Source organism: Anaeromyxobacter paludicola, assembly GCF_023169965.1.
In the GTDB taxonomy this organism is placed as follows: Bacteria; Myxococcota; Myxococcia; order Myxococcales; family Anaeromyxobacteraceae; genus Anaeromyxobacter_B; species Anaeromyxobacter_B paludicola.
The window spans coordinates 4,096,757-4,112,482 of the sequence record NZ_AP025592.1; the positions used below are offsets into that span (position 1 = coordinate 4,096,757).

The window sequence follows — 15,726 nt, forward strand, 5'->3', positions numbered from 1 at the left end:
TCCTGCGCCCCGCTCGCCGGACCGCGCCAGCCCCCGCCCCGCAGGGGAACCGGGCCCGGCGGGGCGGCCCGCGGCCGCTCGCCCGCTCCACCCGCTCAGGCCGCCTCCCGGAGCGGCGGCCTCGGGTGGACCGCGACGGCGAGCCGCTCCGCCCCCCGCAGCGCCGCGAGCGGCACCTCGCCGGTCCGCCCCTCGCCCCCCGCGAGCACCATGGCGCGGGCGAGGTCGTCGAGCGTGAAGAGCGGCGCGCCGGCGGCGGCCAGGAGGAGGTCCCCCTCGCGCAGCCCGGCCCGCTCCGCCGGCGAGCCGGCCTCGACCGCCACGAGCCGCACCGCGCGCGGCTGGCCGCACCGCCGCGCCGCCTCGGGCGACAGCTCCTCGCTGCGGGCGGCGACGCCGAGCACCGGGCGGCGCACCTCGCCGTCCCGCAGGAGCACCGCCGCGACCCAGCTCGCGGTGTGGGCCGGCACCGCGAAGCCGATGCCGCGCGCCCAGGGGAGCATGGCGGTGGTGATCCCCACCACCGTCCCGGTGGCGTCGAGCAGCGGCCCGCCCGAGTTGCCGGGGTTGACCGCGGCGTCGGTCTGGACGAGCCCCTGGAGGAGCCCGCCCTCGGCGGCCGGGAGGTCGCGGTAGAGGGCGCTCACCACGCCGGTCGAGACCGACCGCTCGAAGCCGAGCGGGTTGCCGATGGAGACGACGAGCTCGCCCACCTCCAGCCGGCGCGCCTCGGCGAGCGCGAGCGGCGTGAGGGCCGGCGCGTCGGCGCGCAGGACGGCGAGGTCGGTGCGGGCGTCGGCGCCGACGAGCGTCGCCGGGGCGGCCGCGCCACCCGGGAGCCGGACCTGCAGCGGCTCGTGGCCGCGGCGGCCGTGGGCGTGCGGCTCGGCGCCGCGCACCACGTGGGCGTTCGTGAGCAGGTAGCCGTCGGGCGTGAGGACGAGGCCGGAGCCCTGGCCCCGGCGGTGCTCGACGCCGACCACCGACGGCGAGGCGCGCGCCACGAGGTCGGCGAGGTCGCGCGACAGCTGGGCGAGGGCGGTCACGGCCGCGCCCCCGGCCGCTCGCCGACGGTGATCGCGAGCTCGCGCACCTCCCCGGCCCGCAACACGCGCAGGCGCGCGGCGGCGCCGATCCGTTCCTCCTCGAGGATGGGCTGCAGGTCGCCGGGGTGGCGCAGCGGCTCGCCGTCGGCGGCGAGCAGGACGTCGCCGAGCAGGAGCCCCTCCCGCCCGGCCGGGCTCTCCTCCTCCACGGCCGTCACGAGGAGCCCCGCGCCCGCGCCGGCGGCGCGCGCCGCGGCGGGGGAGAGCGCCACCGGCAGGCTGGCGAGGCCGAGGTAGCCGCGCCGCACCCGCCCGTGCGAGAGCAGGGCCCCGACGACGCGGCGCAGGGTGGCGGGCGGCAGGGCGACCGGCGCGCCCCGGCCGAAGCCGGCGGTGGCGATCCCGACGGCGGCGCCGTCGAGCGAGAGCACCAGGCTCCCGGAGAGCCCCGGGGCGGCCGAGAGGTCGAGCTCCACGTAGCGGTCGAGCCGGCCGCCGGCGGGGGTGCGCCAGGGGCGCGGCGAGACGCGGGCCGCGACGGCGAGCCCGGCCCGGACGGCGCGGCCCGGGCGCGAGAGGGCGAGGAGGAGCGCGCCGGCGCGGGGCGGCGCCTCGGCGAAGGCGGGCACCGGCAGCCCGCCCGTGGCGGCCCGCAGGACCGCGAGGTCGGTCGCCGGGTCGGCGCCCACCAGCTCGGCGCGGACCGTCTCGCCGCCCGGGAGGCCGACCTCGATCCCCTCGTCGCGCTCGAGCCCGTGGTGGCAGGTCACCACGACGCCATCGGCGGACCAGGCCGCCCCGCTCATCGGGAAGCGCCCGCCGCCCTCCACGCGCACCACGCTCGCCTCGGCGCGCTCCGCGAGATCCGCGAGGGCGTCCGAGAGCTGCACCGCCAGGCTCCGTTCCATCGTCCTTCTCCTCCGGCCCGCGACGGCGGGCGCGAGGGAGAGGTAGCCCGGGGCCGCCGGCGCCACATCGTGCGGAGGGACGGGGCGGGACCTGTCCGGAAGGACAGGGGTCAGAGCACCAGCCAGCCCTGCCGGGCGGCGCGCACGATGGCCTCGGCGCGGCTCTCGGCCCCGAGCTTCGTGAGGATCGCCTCGACGTGGAACTTGGCGGTGCGCTCGCTCACCCCGAGCCGCTGCGCGATCGACTTGTTGGCGAGCCCCTCGCCGAGGAGCGCCAGCACCTCGCGCTCGCGCGGCGTGAGCGGCTCGGGGTCGGCGAGGGCGGGGGGCGGGCGGAGGAGCCGGTCCGAGAGCGGCGCGTCGAGGACCAGGAGCCCCTCGGCGGCGGCGAGGAGGGCGGCCGCGAGCCGCGCCGGGCCGGCGTCGCGCCGCACCACCCCGCGCGCGCCGGCGGCGAGCGCGCCGGGGGCCTCCGCCTCGGAGGAGACGAGCGCGATGGCGGGGAGGGCGGCGGCGACGGCGCGCAGCGCCTCGAAGCGGGCGGGGAGCCCCGGGTCCACCACCGCGGCCGCGGCCCCGGCCGACGCGAGGGCGCCGGGGGACGCCTGCTCCGGCGCGAGCTGCGCCACGAGCGAGAGCTCGGGGCGCGCGGCGAGGAGCGCGGCGAGGCCGCCCAGCGAGAGCGGGTCGGGTCCGACGAGGGCGACGGGGAGGGGCACGCCCCGCACATAACGACGCCGCGCCCGCGAGGCTGCGGGGCGCGGCGGGTGGGTGGGCGGCGGGGCCGCGGATCCTGCTGGCCGCCCCTCCCTGGCCCTCCCCGCCCGGCGGGGAGGGGAAGGGCCGCGGGGGAGCGGCTCGGGCGCAGCGGGCTGCTGCGAGGTACTGCGAGGTGGCCGAGGTGCCGCGGGCCGGCTCACCAGGGACCCTCTTCCCCTCTCCCGCGCGAGCGGGGGAGGGTGAGGGAGGGGGCGGCGGCCCGCGGAGGACCGGGGCCGCCCGCCCGGCGCGGCTAGAAGATGTAGTACTTGGCCGAGAAGTTCAGGCGGGCCATGTCGCCCTTCTCGCCCTTGAGCGTCTCGCGATCGCCCCAGATGCCCTCGACGCCCAGGTCGATGTTCCGCACCGGCGTGAAGATGGGGCCGAAGTGGACCTGGCGGACCATCCGGTTGATGCCGAAGCGGCCGGAGTCGAGCCCGTTGGCGGCGGCGTAGGTGGTGTACTCGTTGTCGAAGTTGCGGGTGAACCCGCCCACGAGGTTGAAGCGCACCCAGTCGGTCGGCTTGAACTGGTAGCCGACGACCGCGCCGATGGCCTGCTCCACGATGACCCGATTGGTGTTCGGGTCGTAGAAGGCGCCCTCGATGTAGTTCATGTAGCGGCCGATGCCGTCGCCGTAGGTGACGCCCAGGCTGAGGTAGTCCTGGTTGTCGCGCATCTTCACGAGCGCGGTGGCGGCGACGCCGTAGCCGCGGTACGAGGCGGCCTGGGCGCTGTTGCCGGCCTGCACCCGGATCTCATGGGTGAGGGCGCGGGCGCTCATGGTGCCCCAGTCGAACGAGCCGTCCCAGCGGGCGATGAGGTCGGGCAGCCGCGAGAAGCCGGCGGTGGTCGGGGTGAGGTTCTGGTCGAGCGCGTAGGCGTCCGAGTTCTCGAGCGCGACGGTGAAGTTGCCCCAGGTCGGCGTGGCGTAGGTGTAGCGGAGCTGCGCCTGGCGGATGAAGGTGGCGCCGATGGGGCCGTTGTAGTCCACGGTCTCCGGCGAGTTGTCCACGTCCATGAAGGTGGACCAGGTCTCGCCGGCGAGGAGGCCGGCGAACACGCCGTAGGCGTGGCGGATGCGGAAGCCGTAGCTGCTCGTCGCCTGCTGCGTGTAGATGTCCTTCACGCTGCCGTAGAGGTCGGTCCCGCCGGTGCGCGGCTCGTTGTTGAAGTCGCCCTCGATCTTGATCACCAGCGGCCCGAACTTCGTCGGGGTGGAGGCGTCGATCCCGACGCGCGAGGTGCGGGCGGTGAGGTAGTCGCGCCCCTTGCGCTCCGACTCCGCCGACCCGTAGAGCGGCAGGTACGGCGCGAAGGTCGAGTAGTCGATGTCGGCGTTGTCGCCGCGGAACTCGTGGACGTAGTTGAGCTCGGCGAAGCCGTAGAGGTGGAGCGAGGTCTCGGTCCCGGGGATGCGGAACGAGTTCGGGATGTCGCCCGCGACCACCGCGTCCTTCTGCTTGATCTCGAGGAGGTCGAGCCGGTCGGCGACCGACGGGCCCTCCTCGGCGCCGGCCTGCGCCTCGGGGGCCGGGGCCTTCTGGGCCTTCAGCGCGTCGAGCTCGGCGCGGAGCTTCTTCACCTCGGCGCGCAGGTCGTCCTGGCTCGGGGCGGGGTCGGCGGCGAGGGCGGGCGAGCCGAGGAGGAGGGCGGCGGCGGCGCAGGCGCCGCCGAGCGTGCGAGTCACTCTCATGTGTCGGGAGCTCCGGGTCTGGGGTGTCTGAAGCGGCGTTGCGGTGGAGCGTCAGTGCTCGATCTGGCCGAGGAAGGCCCGGATGCGAGGGTGCTGCTGGTCGTCGAAGAACGGGTCGGGGGCGGCCTCCTGGAGGATGCTGCCCTGGTCGAAGAAGAGGATCCGGTCGCCGGCCTCGCGGGCGAAGCGCATCTCGTGGGTGACGACGACCATCGTCATCCCGGCCGCCGCGAGGTCCTTCATCACGTCGAGCACCTCGTTGATCATCTCCGGATCGAGGGCGCTCGTGGGCTCGTCGAAGAGCAGCACCTTGGGCTGCATCGCCAGCGAGCGCGCGATGGCGACGCGCTGCTGCTGGCCGCCGGAGAGCTGGTGCGGGTGCTTGTGGGCGTGGTCCTGGAGCCCGACGCGGGTGAGGATCTCGAGCGCCGCCCGGTTCGCCTCCTCGCGCGGCGCCTTGCGCACCTTGCGCGGCGCGAGGGAGACGTTCTCGAGGGCGGTGAGGTGCGGGAAGAGGTTGAACTGCTGGAACACCATCCCCACCTCGCGCCGGATGGCGTCGAGGTTCCTCACGCTGTCGTCGAGCTCGATGCCGTCCACCACGATGCGGCCGGAGTCGTGCTTCTCGAGCCGGTTCAGGGTGCGCAGGAAGGTGGACTTGCCCGAGCCGGAGGCGCCGACGATCACCGCCACCTCGCCCTCGTAGAAGGCGGTGGTGACGTCGCGCAGGACGTGGGCGGGGCCGAAGTGCTTGTTGACGCGCTCGGCGGTGATGAGCGGCGCGCGCGGCGCGGCCGCCGCCGTGGGGTGGACGTGCGACATGGCTAGTGGCGCTGCTCGACGTCCATCCGCAGCTCGATGGCGCCGGCGATCTGGGTGAGGACGGTGGTGAGCACGAGGTAGATGCTCGCGGTGGCGATGAAGACCGGCACCGGCTGGAAGGTGGCCGCCTGGACGCGGTTGCCGATGTTGGAGAGCTCCACCACGCCGATGACGTAGGCGAGGGAGGAGTCCTTGAGGAGCGCCACCACGTTGTTCACGAGCGGCGGCAGCGCGATCTTGAGGGCCTGCGGGAAGACGATCGAGCCGAAGGTCTGGAGCGGCGAGAGCCCGAGCGAGCGCGCCGCCTCGGTCTGCCCCTTGGGGATGGCGCCGATGCCGGCCCGGATGGCCTCGGCGTTGTAGGCGCCCACGTTGACCCCGAGCGCCAGGGCCGCCGAGTTGAAGTCGGAGAGCTTGAGCTGCGGCACCATCATCGGCAGGGCCAGGTAGACGAAGAGCACCTGGACCAGCAGCGGCGTGCCGCGGATCACCCAGACGTAGAACTCGGCCGCCCAGCGCAGCGGGGCGAAGCGCGACAGCTTCCCCACCGCCGCGAGCACCCCCGCGACCATCCCCATGAGCCCGGCGACGAGCGTGAGCTCGACGGTGACCCGGGTGCCCTCCGCGAACTGCTCCGCGGCCGGGCCGATCGGCTCGGGCATGCGCGCCAACGGGCGGGCCACGAGCCACATGAAGAGCACCAGCGCGAAGCTCGACACCAGGATGGTGGCGGTGCTCCGCTGCTGGCGGGTCCAGCTCGCCGGCCAGAGGGTCCGGGAGCCGTCCTGCGGGGCGGTCGGCATGGGGGGGCGGTGCGGGTGGCGCGGGTGGAGCGGAGCCGCTAGCGGCAGCGGATGTCCTCGCCGAAGTACTTCTGCGAGAGGGCGCCGTAGCTGCCGTCCGCCATCATCTCGGCGAGGGCCTTGTCGAGGGCCTTGGCGAGCGAGGCGTTGCCCTTCTTCACGGCCGGGGCGATCCGCTCGACGAACACGAACTCGCCCATGTGCATGCCGCCGGGGTTCGACGCGAGGGCCGCCTTGGCGACGAACTTGTCGGTCACCCAGGCGTCCACGCGGCCGTTGGCGAGCGCCGAGCGGGCGTCGGTGTCGCGCGGGAAGTTCTTCACCTCCTTGACGGAGGAGAGCTTCTTCACGTTCTCGAGGTAGGTGGTGCCGGTCTGGACCGCGACCACCTTGCCGGCGAGGTCCTTCGAGGCGCGGATGGCCGGGTCCTTCGCCACGATGATGCCGCCCGAGCAGTACTCGGGGCTGCTGAAGGTGACGGCCTTGGAGCGCTCGTCGGTGATGCCGAAGGAGGCGATCACCATGTCCCAGCGGTCCTGGCGCAGCCCGGCGAGCAGCGCGTCGAAGGAGAGCGCGCGCCACTCGACCTGCAGCCCCATGCGCTTCGCGAGCGCGTTCGCGAGGTCGATCTCGAAGCCGCTGAGCGTCGGGCCCTGGAAGTAGTTGAAGGGAGGGAAGGCGCCCTCGGAGGCGATGACGATCTTGCCGTCCTTCTTGATCTCCTCGAACGTGCGGGCCTGGGCGGTCACCGCGACGGAGGCCAGCACCAGGACTGCGAGCCACTTCGGCAGGGTCATTGTCGTTTCCTCTGGAGGTGTAGGCGGCGCAGACTAGTCACCTGCGCCGCGTCCCGCAAGGGGTGCCCCCGTCGCCCGCCCGGCCGCCGTCCAGCCCCGCGGGATGACTCGCCGCGTCAGTTGACGATCGGGTTCCCGGGGGTCCCCGGGAAGTGCGGCGTGTCGAGGTCGATCGGGCCGAAGCGGGCCTCGTAGCGCGCCAGGTTCTCCTGGAGGGCGTGGAGCAGCCGCTTCGCGTGCTTGGGGGTGGTGATGGCCCGGGCGCGGACGGTCGCGCGGGGGGCCTGCGGCTGGAGGTACATGAGGTCGAGCGTGAACTCGGTCTCGGTGTGGTTCACCATCGCGAGGTTCACGAACGCGCCGTTGGCGATGGCGGGGTCGAGCTCGATCTGGATCTGGACGGGCTGCGGCGGCTTCGGCGGCTGGTCGGGCATGGGCCACGCTCTACCCGAATCCGCGCGGCGAAAGAAGGTCGAGGTCACGTCAGGAGCATGGTCGATGTCGGCCCTTCCGGGTAAACAGGGCGACCATGGCGGCCACCCACATCGTCGCGATCGACCAGGGCACCACCGGCACCACCGTCCTCATCCTGGACAAGCGGCTCAACGTCCGCGCGCGGGTGAACCAGGAGTTCCGCCAGCTCTTCCCGAAGCCGGGCTGGGTGGAGCACGACCTCGAGGACATCTGGGGCTCCATCCACGGCGCGATGGAGAAGGCGCTGCGCGAGGCGGGGGTGCGCGGCGGCGAGATCGCCGGCATCGGCATCACCAACCAGCGCGAGACGACCGCCGTCTGGGACCGCCGCTCCCACAAGCCGCTCCAGAGCGCCATCGTCTGGCAGGACCGGCGCACGGCCGACCTGTGCGCCCGGCTGAAGGCGGAGGGGCACGAGCCGGTCGTGCGCGAGAAGACGGGGCTCGTGCTCGACCCGTACTTCTCGGCCACCAAGCTGCAGTGGATCCTCGAGAACGTGCGCGGGGCGCGCGAGAAGGCCGAGTCCGGGCAGGTGGTCTTCGGCACCATCGACAGCTACCTCGTCTGGCGGCTCACCCAGGGCGCGGCCCACGTGACCGACGTCTCGAACGCGAGCCGCACGCTGCTCATGAACCTCCGGACGCTCGACTGGGATCGGGACCTGCTCGACCTCTTCGGCGTGCCGCGCCAGATGCTGCCGGAGATCCGCGGCTCGTCCGAGGTGCTCGGGGTGACGCGCGGCGTGCGCAGCCTGCCCGACGGCATCCCGGTGGCGGGCATCGCCGGGGACCAGCAGGCGGCCCTCTTCGGCCAGGCCTGCTTCGACGCCGGCGCGGCCAAGTGCACCTATGGCACGGGCGCCTTCCTGCTCCAGAACACCGGGCCGGAGCCGGTCTTCTCGCGCCGCGGGCTCCTCACCACGGTCGCCTGGAAGATCGGCGACGAGGTGAGCTACGCCCTCGAGGGCTCGGCCTTCGTGGCCGGCGCGGCGGTGCAGTGGCTCCGCGACGGGCTCGGGCTCATCAAGAAGTCGTCGGAGGTGGAGGCGCTCGCGAAGACGGTGAAGGACTCGGGCGCGGTCATCTTCGTGCCGGCGCTCTCGGGGCTCGGCGCGCCGCACTGGAAGCCGGAGGCGCGCGGCGTCATCGCGGGCCTCGACCGCAGCACCACGGCGGGCCACCTCGCGCGCGCCACGCTCGAGGGGATCGCCTTCCAGATCCACGACCTCGCCGAGGCCATGAGCGTCGAGGCCGGCCGGCCCTTCCCCGCGTTCCGGGTGGACGGCGGCGCGTCCCAGAACGACCTGCTCATGCAGTTCCAGGCCGATCTCCTGGGCGTCCCGGTGGAGCGGCCGCGCATGATCGAGACCACCGCGCTCGGCGCCGCCTTCCTGGCCGGGCTCGCGGTGGGGCTCTGGCCCGACCGGGCCGACATCGGCCGCTACTTCAAGGTGGGCAAGCGCTTCGAGCCGAAGATGAAGCCCGAGGAGCGCGAGCGGCACCTCGGCCGGTGGCGGAAGGCGCTGGCGCTCGCCGTCGGCTGGGCCGCGCCCGCCGCCGCCCCGTCGGCCACGGCGGCGCCCCCGGTCGCCGAGCCAGCGCCCTCGGCCCCGCCCGCGCAGCCCGCGCCCGCGCCCACGACCTCCGACGCGGCGCCCTAGAAGAGCCGCTCGAGCGCCTCGTCCACCGTCGTCACCGCCACCGCCTCGAGCCCGGCCGGCAGCTCGGCGTGGCGCGCGTTGGCGGCCGGGAGCAGCACCCGGTCGAACCCGAGCCGGGCCGCCTCGGCGAGGCGCGACTCGGCCTGCGAGACGGCGCGGACCTCGCCCGCGAGCCCCACCTCGCCGAGGACGAGCGTGCGCTGCGGGATCGACCTCTCGCGGAAGCTCGAGGCGAGCGCGGCGATGCAGGCGAGGTCGGCCGCGGGGTCGTCGAGGGTGAGGCCGCCGGCCACGTTGACGAAGAGGTCGCAGCCCAGGATCTCGAGCCCCACCTTCTTCTCCAGCACCGCGGCCAGCAGCGCGACGCGGTTGGAGTCGAGGCCGAGGGCGGTGCGGCGCGGGGTGCCGAAGCCGGTCGGCGCCACCAGCGCCTGCACCTCCACGAGCACGGTGCGGCTGCCGTTCAGCGCCGCCGTGACCGCGCTCCCCGGGGCGTCCTCCGGGCGCTCCGCCAGGAACAGCGCCGACGGGTTCGGCACCTCCTGCAGCCCCCTGGCCTTCATCTCGAAGACGCCGATCTCGCTCGCCGAGCCGAAGCGGTTCTTGTGCGAGCGGAGCACGCGGTACGGGTGCGCGCCGCCGCCCTCGAAGTAGAGGACGGTGTCCACCATGTGCTCGAGCACGCGCGGGCCGGCGATGGCGCCGTCCTTGGTGACGTGGCCGACGAGGAAGGTGGCGGTCTCGCTGGTCTTCGCGAAGGCCATGAGGCGGGCCGTGACCTCCCGGATCTGCGACACCGTGCCGGGCGCGCTCGCGAGCTCGGGGAGGTACTGGGTCTGGATCGAGTCCACCGCCAGCACCGCGGGCTTCAGCTGCTCGGCGGCGTGGAGCACCTTCACGGCGTCGGTCTCGGCGAAGACCCGCAGGCTGCCCGCGGCGACGCCGAGCCGGTCGGCCCGGAGCTTCACCTGGCGGGCCGACTCCTCGCCGGAGACGTAGAGCACGGGGCGGTCGCCGAAGGCGCGGCAGAGCTGGTCGAGGGCGGCGAGGAGCAGCGTGCTCTTGCCGATGCCGGGGTCGCCGCCGAGGAGGATGAGCTGCCCGGGCACGAGGCCGCCGCCGAGCACGCGATCGAGCTCGCCGATGCCGGTGCGGGTGCGGGCCGCCTCCCCGGCCTCGACCTCCGAGAGCGGCAGCGGCCGGGCGCTCCCGAAGCCGGCCGGGTGGACGCGCCCGCCGGCGCGGGGCTCGGGGACGGCCACCTCCTCCTGCAGCGTGTTCCACTTCCGGCAGGCGGGGCACTGGCCGAGCCACTTGGGGCTCGACTGCCCGCACTCGGTGCAGGCGTAGACGGTCTTCACTGCGGCGCGGGCCATGCGGCTCCATAGCAGGCGCCCCTGACGAAGTGGCGGCCGGTCCGTGGTCAACCCTGGTGTGTGGGGCTGGTTGACGACGCCTTCCTCCCTGGTAAGGTTCCCCCACCCATGAGCAAGCGACCGCTCCCTCCCGGCATCGAGCCCATCTCCGCCGAAGAAGCCTACCGACTCATCCGCCAGACCGATCCCGAGGGGCTCGCCGCCCTGATGGCGCGCGCCAGGGCGGTGCGCGAGGCGGTGCACGGGAAGGAGGTCTCGCTCTGCGGCATCACCAGCGCGAAGAGCGGCCACTGCCCCGAGGACTGCGGCTTCTGCCAGCAGTCGGCCCACTTCAAGGACACCGGCGCGCCCGAGTACCCGATGATCGGCGCCGACGAGATGGTGGCGCAGGCGAAGCTGGCCGAGCAGGCCGGGGCGCGCGAGTTCTCCATCGTCGCGTCGGGCACCCGCGTCTCGAAGGAGTCGGAGCTGCGCACGCTCGAGGAGGCGGTGCGGCGCATCCGGGCCGAGACCACCGTCGAGCCCTGCGCCTCGCTCGGCCTCATGCGCCGCCCGGAGCTCGAGCGGCTCAAGGCGGCCGGGCTCATGCACTACCACCACAACCTCGAGACGGCCCGCAGCCACTTCGGGAACGTCTGCACCACGCACACCTACGACGAGCAGCTCGAGACCGTCCGCGCCGCCAAGGCGCTCGGGTTCGAGCTCTGCACCGGCGGCATCCTCGGCATGGGCGAGACGCCCGAGCAGCGGGTCGAGCTGGCGCTCACGCTGCGCGAGCTCGAGGTGGACTGCATCCCGGTGAACTTCCTCAACCCGCGGCCCGGCACGCCGATGCAGGACCTGAAGGCCATCACGCCGGAGGAGTGCCTCGCCGCGCTGGCGGTCTTCCGGCTGGTGATGCCGGCGGCCCACGTCTTCGTGATGGGCGGGCGCGAGGTGAACCTGGGCGGCCGGCAGGACCTCATCTTCGAGGCCGGCGCCGACGGCACCATGGTCGGGAACTACCTGACCAGCGCCGGCATGACCCCGGAGCAGGTGGTGTCGATGATCCGCGGGCAGGGGCTCGAGGTGCGCCCCACGCCCGAGCCCGAGCGCTGGGCCTTCCGCGGCCAGGCGCCGGGGCAGACGGGGTGGAACACGCGGGCGCCGGAGGGTGACGCGCGCACGGCGAAGCCGCGGCTGCCGGTCGTGGGCCAGCGGCCGGGCTGCGCGTGAGCGGCGCCCTCGACTGGATCCCCGGCGCCCTCGAGAAGCTCGAGGCGCAGGGGCTCCGCCGCGGCCTCGAGCCGCTCGGCTCGCCGCAGGGGCCGGTGGTCCGGCTCGGCGGCGCCGCGCTCGTGAACCTCTGCTCCAACGACTACCTCGGGCTCGCCGCCCACCCGCGCGTGCGCGCCGCGGCCGCGGCGCGGAGCGAGGCGGAGGGGGCGGGCGCCGGCGCGTCCCGGCTCGTCTGCGGGGACCTCCCGGTCCACCGGGAGCTCGAGGAGCGGCTGGCGCGGCTCAAGGGCAAGGAGGCGGCGCTCCTCTTCTCCTCGGGCTACCACGCCAACCTCGGCGTGCCCGCCGCGCTCACCGGCAAGGACGACGCCATCTTCTCCGACGTCCTCAACCACGCCTCGATCGTGGACGGCTGCCGGCTCTCCTTCGCGCGCACGGTGCGCTACCGGCACAAGGACCTGCAGGAGCTCGACGACCTGCTCGCGGCGAGCCGCGCCCGGCGCAAGCTGGTGGTGACCGACGCCGTCTTCTCGATGGACGGCGACGCCGCCCCGCTGGCCGAGCTCACCGCGCTCTGCGAGCGGCACGGCGCCATGCTGTACGTGGACGAGGCGCACGCCACCGGGATCCTCGGGGCGCGGGGCGGCGGCCTCTGCGAGGCGCTCGGCCTCTCCGGCCGCGTGGACGTGGTGATGGGCACGCTCGGCAAGGCGCTCGGGAGCTTCGGGGCGGTGGTGGCCGGCAGCCACGACCTGCGCGAGTGGCTCGTCTCGCGCGCCCGCACCTTCGTCTTCACCACCGCGCTCCCGCCCGGCGCCTGCGCGGCGGCGCTCGCGGCGCTCGACCTCCTCGCGGCCGAGCCGGAGCGGCGCGAGCGGCTCGGCGCGCTCACCGCCCGCATGAAGGCGGGGCTCGAGCGGCTCGGGTTCCCGATGGGCGAGGTGGTCGCGCCCATCTTCCCGGTGATCCTCGGCGACGAGCGGCTCGCCCTCGAGGCCTCGCGCCGGCTGCGCGAGCGGGGCTTCCTCGTGCGCGCCATCCGCCCGCCCACCGTGCCCGCGGGGACGAGCCGGCTGCGGGTCACGCTCTCGGCGGATCACGCCCCGGAGCAGGTGGACGGGTTCCTCGGCGCGCTCGGCGACGTGCTGGCGGGGCTGCCGCGGTAGGGACGGCGAGCCTCACGGAGCGGCCCGGCGAGCTCACCGCGCGACGGTGGCGGTGGCGCACGGAGGGTAGAGCGCCGGCGTGCCGGTCGCGAAGGCCCCGAGGTCCTGGGCGCCGCGCCGGCCCAGTCGCTCGCGAGAGGGGGTGCGCTCCGCCAGGAGCGGCGCGCCCGCGAGCGAGGCGGCCGGCGCGGAGGGCGTCATCGACGCCTGGGCCACGAACCCTCCGATGATCGACAGGCAGGCGGTCACCATGATCGCGTCCCGGACGTAGTGCCGCCTCGGCAGCGTGAACGGCGACGGCGTGGGCTTGGACGACAGCATGGCGACCTCCAGAGTCCCGGCCACGAGGATGGCGTGGGGACGCATCATGGAGTCCGGCGGTCGATGTTTGTGACGGCCCTCTGCGTGACCCGCGCCACGGCGACCGGGACCTCAGCCTCGGGTCCGCGCCGGGACCGTCGATCCGAGCAGCCCGATGGCCTGCGCCTGCCGGCCCAGCTTCGCGATGAGCCGCTCGAAGCGCTTCCGGAGCGCGCTCGGCTGGGCGGGCGGCTCGCCGGGCCGTGACAGCACCGCCGCGACCTGCTCCCACGAGAGCCGCTGATCGACGCGCAGCGCGAGCAGGGTCCGCTCCGCCGGCCGGAGCTGCTCGCGGAGCGCCGCCACGGCCCGCGTCCGCTGCTCGGCCCGATCCGACGAGGTCGGCTGCGCGGCGCCGGGCGCGAGGTCGTCCGCCGCGTCGAGGCCGGCGCCGGGCCCGAGCGGCACCGCGCGCCGCCGCCACGGATCGCGCAGGTACCGGATGGCGGCGTGCAGGGCGAGCCGGTAGGCCCAGCTCTTGCGTGAGCACTCGCCGCGGAAGGAGGGGAGCCCTCGCCACAGGTCCTCCTCGAACGCGCCGAAGACGTCGGCGGCCGCCTCCCGGTCGTGCAGCAGGGCGGAGAGGTAGCGGAGGATCTGCCTGCCGTGCTGGCGCAGGAGCGAGGTGGCGGCGTCCCGGAGGGCCGCTTCACCGTCCGCTCCTCGCGCGCTCCTGCGCTCCACCATGGCCCGAGCCCCGCGCTGAGATGGGCGCGGCTCCCGCCCGCGTCAACCGCACCGGCGGGGCCGGATCCGGAGCGGCCGGGCGGGGGCCGCGCGGCGCGCCTCAGGAGCGCTCGACGTGGTAGCCGCGCTCGCGCAGCCCGCGCATGACCTCCTCGGCGTGGTCGGGGCCGCGGGTCTCGAGCGTGAGCTGCAGCCGGGTGTCGCCGAAGCGGTCGGTGAAGGCGCGCGTGTGGTGCACCTCGATCACGTTGGCCTTGTGGGTGGCGATGATCGACGAGACCTTGGCGAGCTGGCCCGGCTTGTCGAGGAGGGCCACGTCGATGCGCACGAGGCGGCCGTCCTTCACCAGGCCGCGCTCGATCACCCGGGCGATGACGTTCACGTCGATGTTGCCGCCGGAGAGGACGAGCGCGACCTTCTTGCCGGCGAGCCCGGAGAGCTTGCGGTGCATCGCCGCCGCCACCGGCGCGGCGCCGGCGCCCTCGGCCACCGTCTTCTCCTTCTCGATGAGGTAGAGGATCGCGCTCGCGATCTCCTCCTCGCTCACGGTGACGATCTCGTCCACGTAGCGCTTCACGTGCTCGAAGGTGCGCTCGCCCGGGCGCTTCACCGCGATGCCGTCGGCGAGCGTCGAGGCCGACTCCAGGGTCACGAGCTCGCCCGCCTCCACCGAGGCCAGCATCGAGGGGAGCACCTCGGTCTCGACGCCGATGACCTTCACGCGCGGGGCGCGCTCCTTCACCGCGACGCCGATGCCGGAGACGAGGCCGCCGCCGCCGACCGGCACCACCACCGCGTCGAGCCCCTCGACCTGCTCGAGCAGCTCGAGGCCGATGGTGCCCTGGCCGGCGATCACCGCCGGGTCGTCGAACGGGTGGATGAAGGTGAGCTTCTCCTCCTGCTCGAGCCGCCGCGCCTCGGCGTAGGACTCGTCGTAGGAGGAGCCGTGGAGCACCACCCGCGCGCCGTGGGCGCGGGTGTTGGCCACCTTCATGATCGGGGTGGCCTCCGGCATCACGATGGTGGCGGAGAGGCCGAGGCGGCCGGCGTGGTAGGCCACCGCCTGCGCGTGGTTGCCGGCGCTCGCGGCGATGAGGCCGCGCTTCTTCTCCTCCGCCGAGAGGAGCAGCAGCCGGTTGAGGGCGCCGCGCTCCTTGTAGGCGCCGGTCATCTGCAGGTTCTCGAGCTTGAGCAGCGCGCGGAACCCGGTGAGGCGCGACAGGAGCTCGCTCGGCGAGCAGGGCGAGAGGTAGATGTGGCCCGCGATCCGTTCGCGCGCCGCCGCGATCTCTTCGAGCGTGACGTACATGGGGAGGAGCGACGCTACCCCCTGCGCTCCCCTGGAGCAAGGGGCAGCGGGCGCTCCCGCCGGTGCCGCGAGCCGTCTCCTCCCGCTGCGGCGCTACGCGCCGAGCCGGCGCGCCAGCTCGACGCGGTTGCGCACGCCGAGCTTGTCGAAGATGGTCTTGAGGTGGCTCTTCACCGTCTGGGCGGCGATCCCGAGCCGCTCGGCGACCTCGCGCGACCGCAGCCCGTCGGCCACCAGCAGCGCCACCTCGCGCTCGCGCTGCGTGAGGTTGTCGGAGACGTGCGGCGGCTCGATGCCGGCACCCTCGACGGTGGCGGGCGGCGCGGACTGAAGGGCGGCGAGCATCCGCTCGCGCCACAGGTGGAGGTGCGTCCGGCCGCGACCGACGGCCGTCACCTCGATCCGCAGCCGCTCGCCCGGGCGCTCCATGGTGAGCGCGCGACGCACGCCCGGCGGACCGGACTGCGCCCCCTCCGCGAGCCCGCGCAGCTCCGCCGGCATCGGGGCGCCGTCGTGGACGTCTCCCCAGAACGAGCGGAGCAGCTCCTCCGCCTGACGATCACAGGCCAGCACACCGCTCACATCACAGTACGCTGACGCACCTCTGGGCATCGCTGCCCGGACGCTGGACTCCATGGCGACTCC

16 protein-coding genes are annotated in these 15,726 nt (G+C 74.5%); 3 read left to right on the plus strand and 13 right to left on the minus strand.

What is annotated here, in order from left to right; genetic code table 11:
• Positions 1-95 precede the first annotated feature (95 nt).
• From AMPC_RS18250 to AMPC_RS18285, 8 genes are all read right to left on the minus strand, one after another.
• Positions 96-1,046 carry a trypsin-like peptidase domain-containing protein gene (locus tag AMPC_RS18250; RefSeq protein ID WP_248342966.1) on the minus strand — a complete coding sequence of 317 codons (951 nt, stop codon included), beginning with the start codon at positions 1,044-1,046 and terminating at the stop codon, positions 96-98.
• Positions 1,043-1,954 carry a S1C family serine protease gene (locus AMPC_RS18255; RefSeq protein WP_248342967.1) on the minus strand — a complete coding sequence of 304 codons (912 nt, stop codon included), beginning with the start codon at positions 1,952-1,954 and terminating at the stop codon, positions 1,043-1,045. Before AMPC_RS18255 ends, AMPC_RS18250 begins: the two co-directional genes overlap by 4 nt.
• A 110-nt stretch (positions 1,955-2,064) precedes the next feature.
• Entirely contained in the window at positions 2,065-2,673 is a 609-nt protein-coding gene (locus tag AMPC_RS18260) for a helix-turn-helix domain-containing protein (RefSeq protein WP_248342968.1), read from the minus strand.
• Positions 2,674-2,966: 293 nt separating this feature from the next.
• Positions 2,967-4,409, minus strand: a complete 1,443-nt coding sequence (locus AMPC_RS18265; protein ID WP_248342969.1) for a DcaP family trimeric outer membrane transporter — start codon at positions 4,407-4,409, stop codon at positions 2,967-2,969.
• 51 nt (positions 4,410-4,460) lie between these two features.
• The gene (locus tag AMPC_RS18270) at positions 4,461-5,231 is read right to left on the minus strand and encodes an amino acid ABC transporter ATP-binding protein (protein WP_248342970.1); all 771 of its coding nucleotides are present in this window, start codon (positions 5,229-5,231) and stop codon (positions 4,461-4,463) included.
• A gap of 2 nt (positions 5,232-5,233) precedes the next feature.
• Positions 5,234-6,034 (minus strand): amino acid ABC transporter permease, encoded by an 801-nt coding sequence (locus tag AMPC_RS18275; RefSeq protein ID WP_248342972.1) that lies wholly within the window; start codon positions 6,032-6,034, stop codon positions 5,234-5,236.
• A gap of 38 nt (positions 6,035-6,072) precedes the next feature.
• Positions 6,073-6,831, minus strand: a complete 759-nt coding sequence (locus AMPC_RS18280; RefSeq protein ID WP_248342974.1) for an ABC transporter substrate-binding protein — start codon at positions 6,829-6,831, stop codon at positions 6,073-6,075.
• A 116-nt stretch (positions 6,832-6,947) separates the two neighbouring features.
• Entirely contained in the window at positions 6,948-7,265 is a 318-nt protein-coding gene (locus tag AMPC_RS18285; RefSeq protein ID WP_248342976.1) for a DUF3467 domain-containing protein, read from the minus strand.
• Between the two features lie 95 nt (positions 7,266-7,360).
• Between AMPC_RS18285 and glpK the strand changes: the two genes are divergently transcribed.
• Positions 7,361-8,965, plus strand: a complete 1,605-nt coding sequence (gene glpK / locus AMPC_RS18290) for a glycerol kinase GlpK (RefSeq protein ID WP_248342977.1) — start codon at positions 7,361-7,363, stop codon at positions 8,963-8,965.
• Here the strand turns inward: glpK and radA are convergent.
• On the minus strand, positions 8,962-10,341 hold the full coding sequence (radA, locus tag AMPC_RS18295; protein WP_248342979.1) for a DNA repair protein RadA: 1,380 nt from the start codon (positions 10,339-10,341) through the stop codon (positions 8,962-8,964). The two genes, glpK and radA, sit on opposite strands and share 4 nt — an antisense overlap.
• A 108-nt stretch (positions 10,342-10,449) precedes the next feature.
• On the opposite strand from radA, the gene bioB reads away from it, so the two are divergent.
• Positions 10,450-11,556, plus strand: a complete 1,107-nt coding sequence (gene bioB / locus AMPC_RS18300) for a biotin synthase BioB (protein WP_318654305.1) — start codon at positions 10,450-10,452, stop codon at positions 11,554-11,556.
• Positions 11,553-12,725: an 8-amino-7-oxononanoate synthase gene (gene bioF / locus AMPC_RS18305; RefSeq protein WP_248342980.1), complete on the plus strand. Its 1,173-nt coding sequence runs from the start codon at positions 11,553-11,555 to the stop codon at positions 12,723-12,725. Before bioB ends, bioF begins: the two co-directional genes overlap by 4 nt.
• A gap of 33 nt (positions 12,726-12,758) precedes the next feature.
• On the opposite strand, the gene AMPC_RS18310 is transcribed toward bioF, so the two are convergent.
• The 4 genes from AMPC_RS18310 to AMPC_RS18325 all read right to left on the minus strand — a co-directional run bounded on the left by AMPC_RS18310 (position 12,759) and on the right by AMPC_RS18325 (position 15,654).
• Complete coding sequence (locus AMPC_RS18310; RefSeq protein WP_248342981.1) at positions 12,759-13,094, minus strand: hypothetical protein; 336 nt, start codon at positions 13,092-13,094, stop codon at positions 12,759-12,761.
• A 63-nt stretch (positions 13,095-13,157) separates the two neighbouring features.
• Entirely contained in the window at positions 13,158-13,772 is a 615-nt protein-coding gene (locus AMPC_RS18315; RefSeq protein ID WP_248342982.1) for an RNA polymerase sigma factor, read from the minus strand.
• A 100-nt stretch (positions 13,773-13,872) separates the two neighbouring features.
• The gene (locus tag AMPC_RS18320) at positions 13,873-15,081 is read right to left on the minus strand and encodes a threonine ammonia-lyase (RefSeq protein ID WP_248342983.1); all 1,209 of its coding nucleotides are present in this window, start codon (positions 15,079-15,081) and stop codon (positions 13,873-13,875) included.
• 93 nt (positions 15,082-15,174) lie between these two features.
• Positions 15,175-15,654: a helix-turn-helix transcriptional regulator gene (locus AMPC_RS18325; protein ID WP_248342984.1), complete on the minus strand. Its 480-nt coding sequence runs from the start codon at positions 15,652-15,654 to the stop codon at positions 15,175-15,177.
• Between the last annotated feature and the right edge of the window lie 72 nt (positions 15,655-15,726).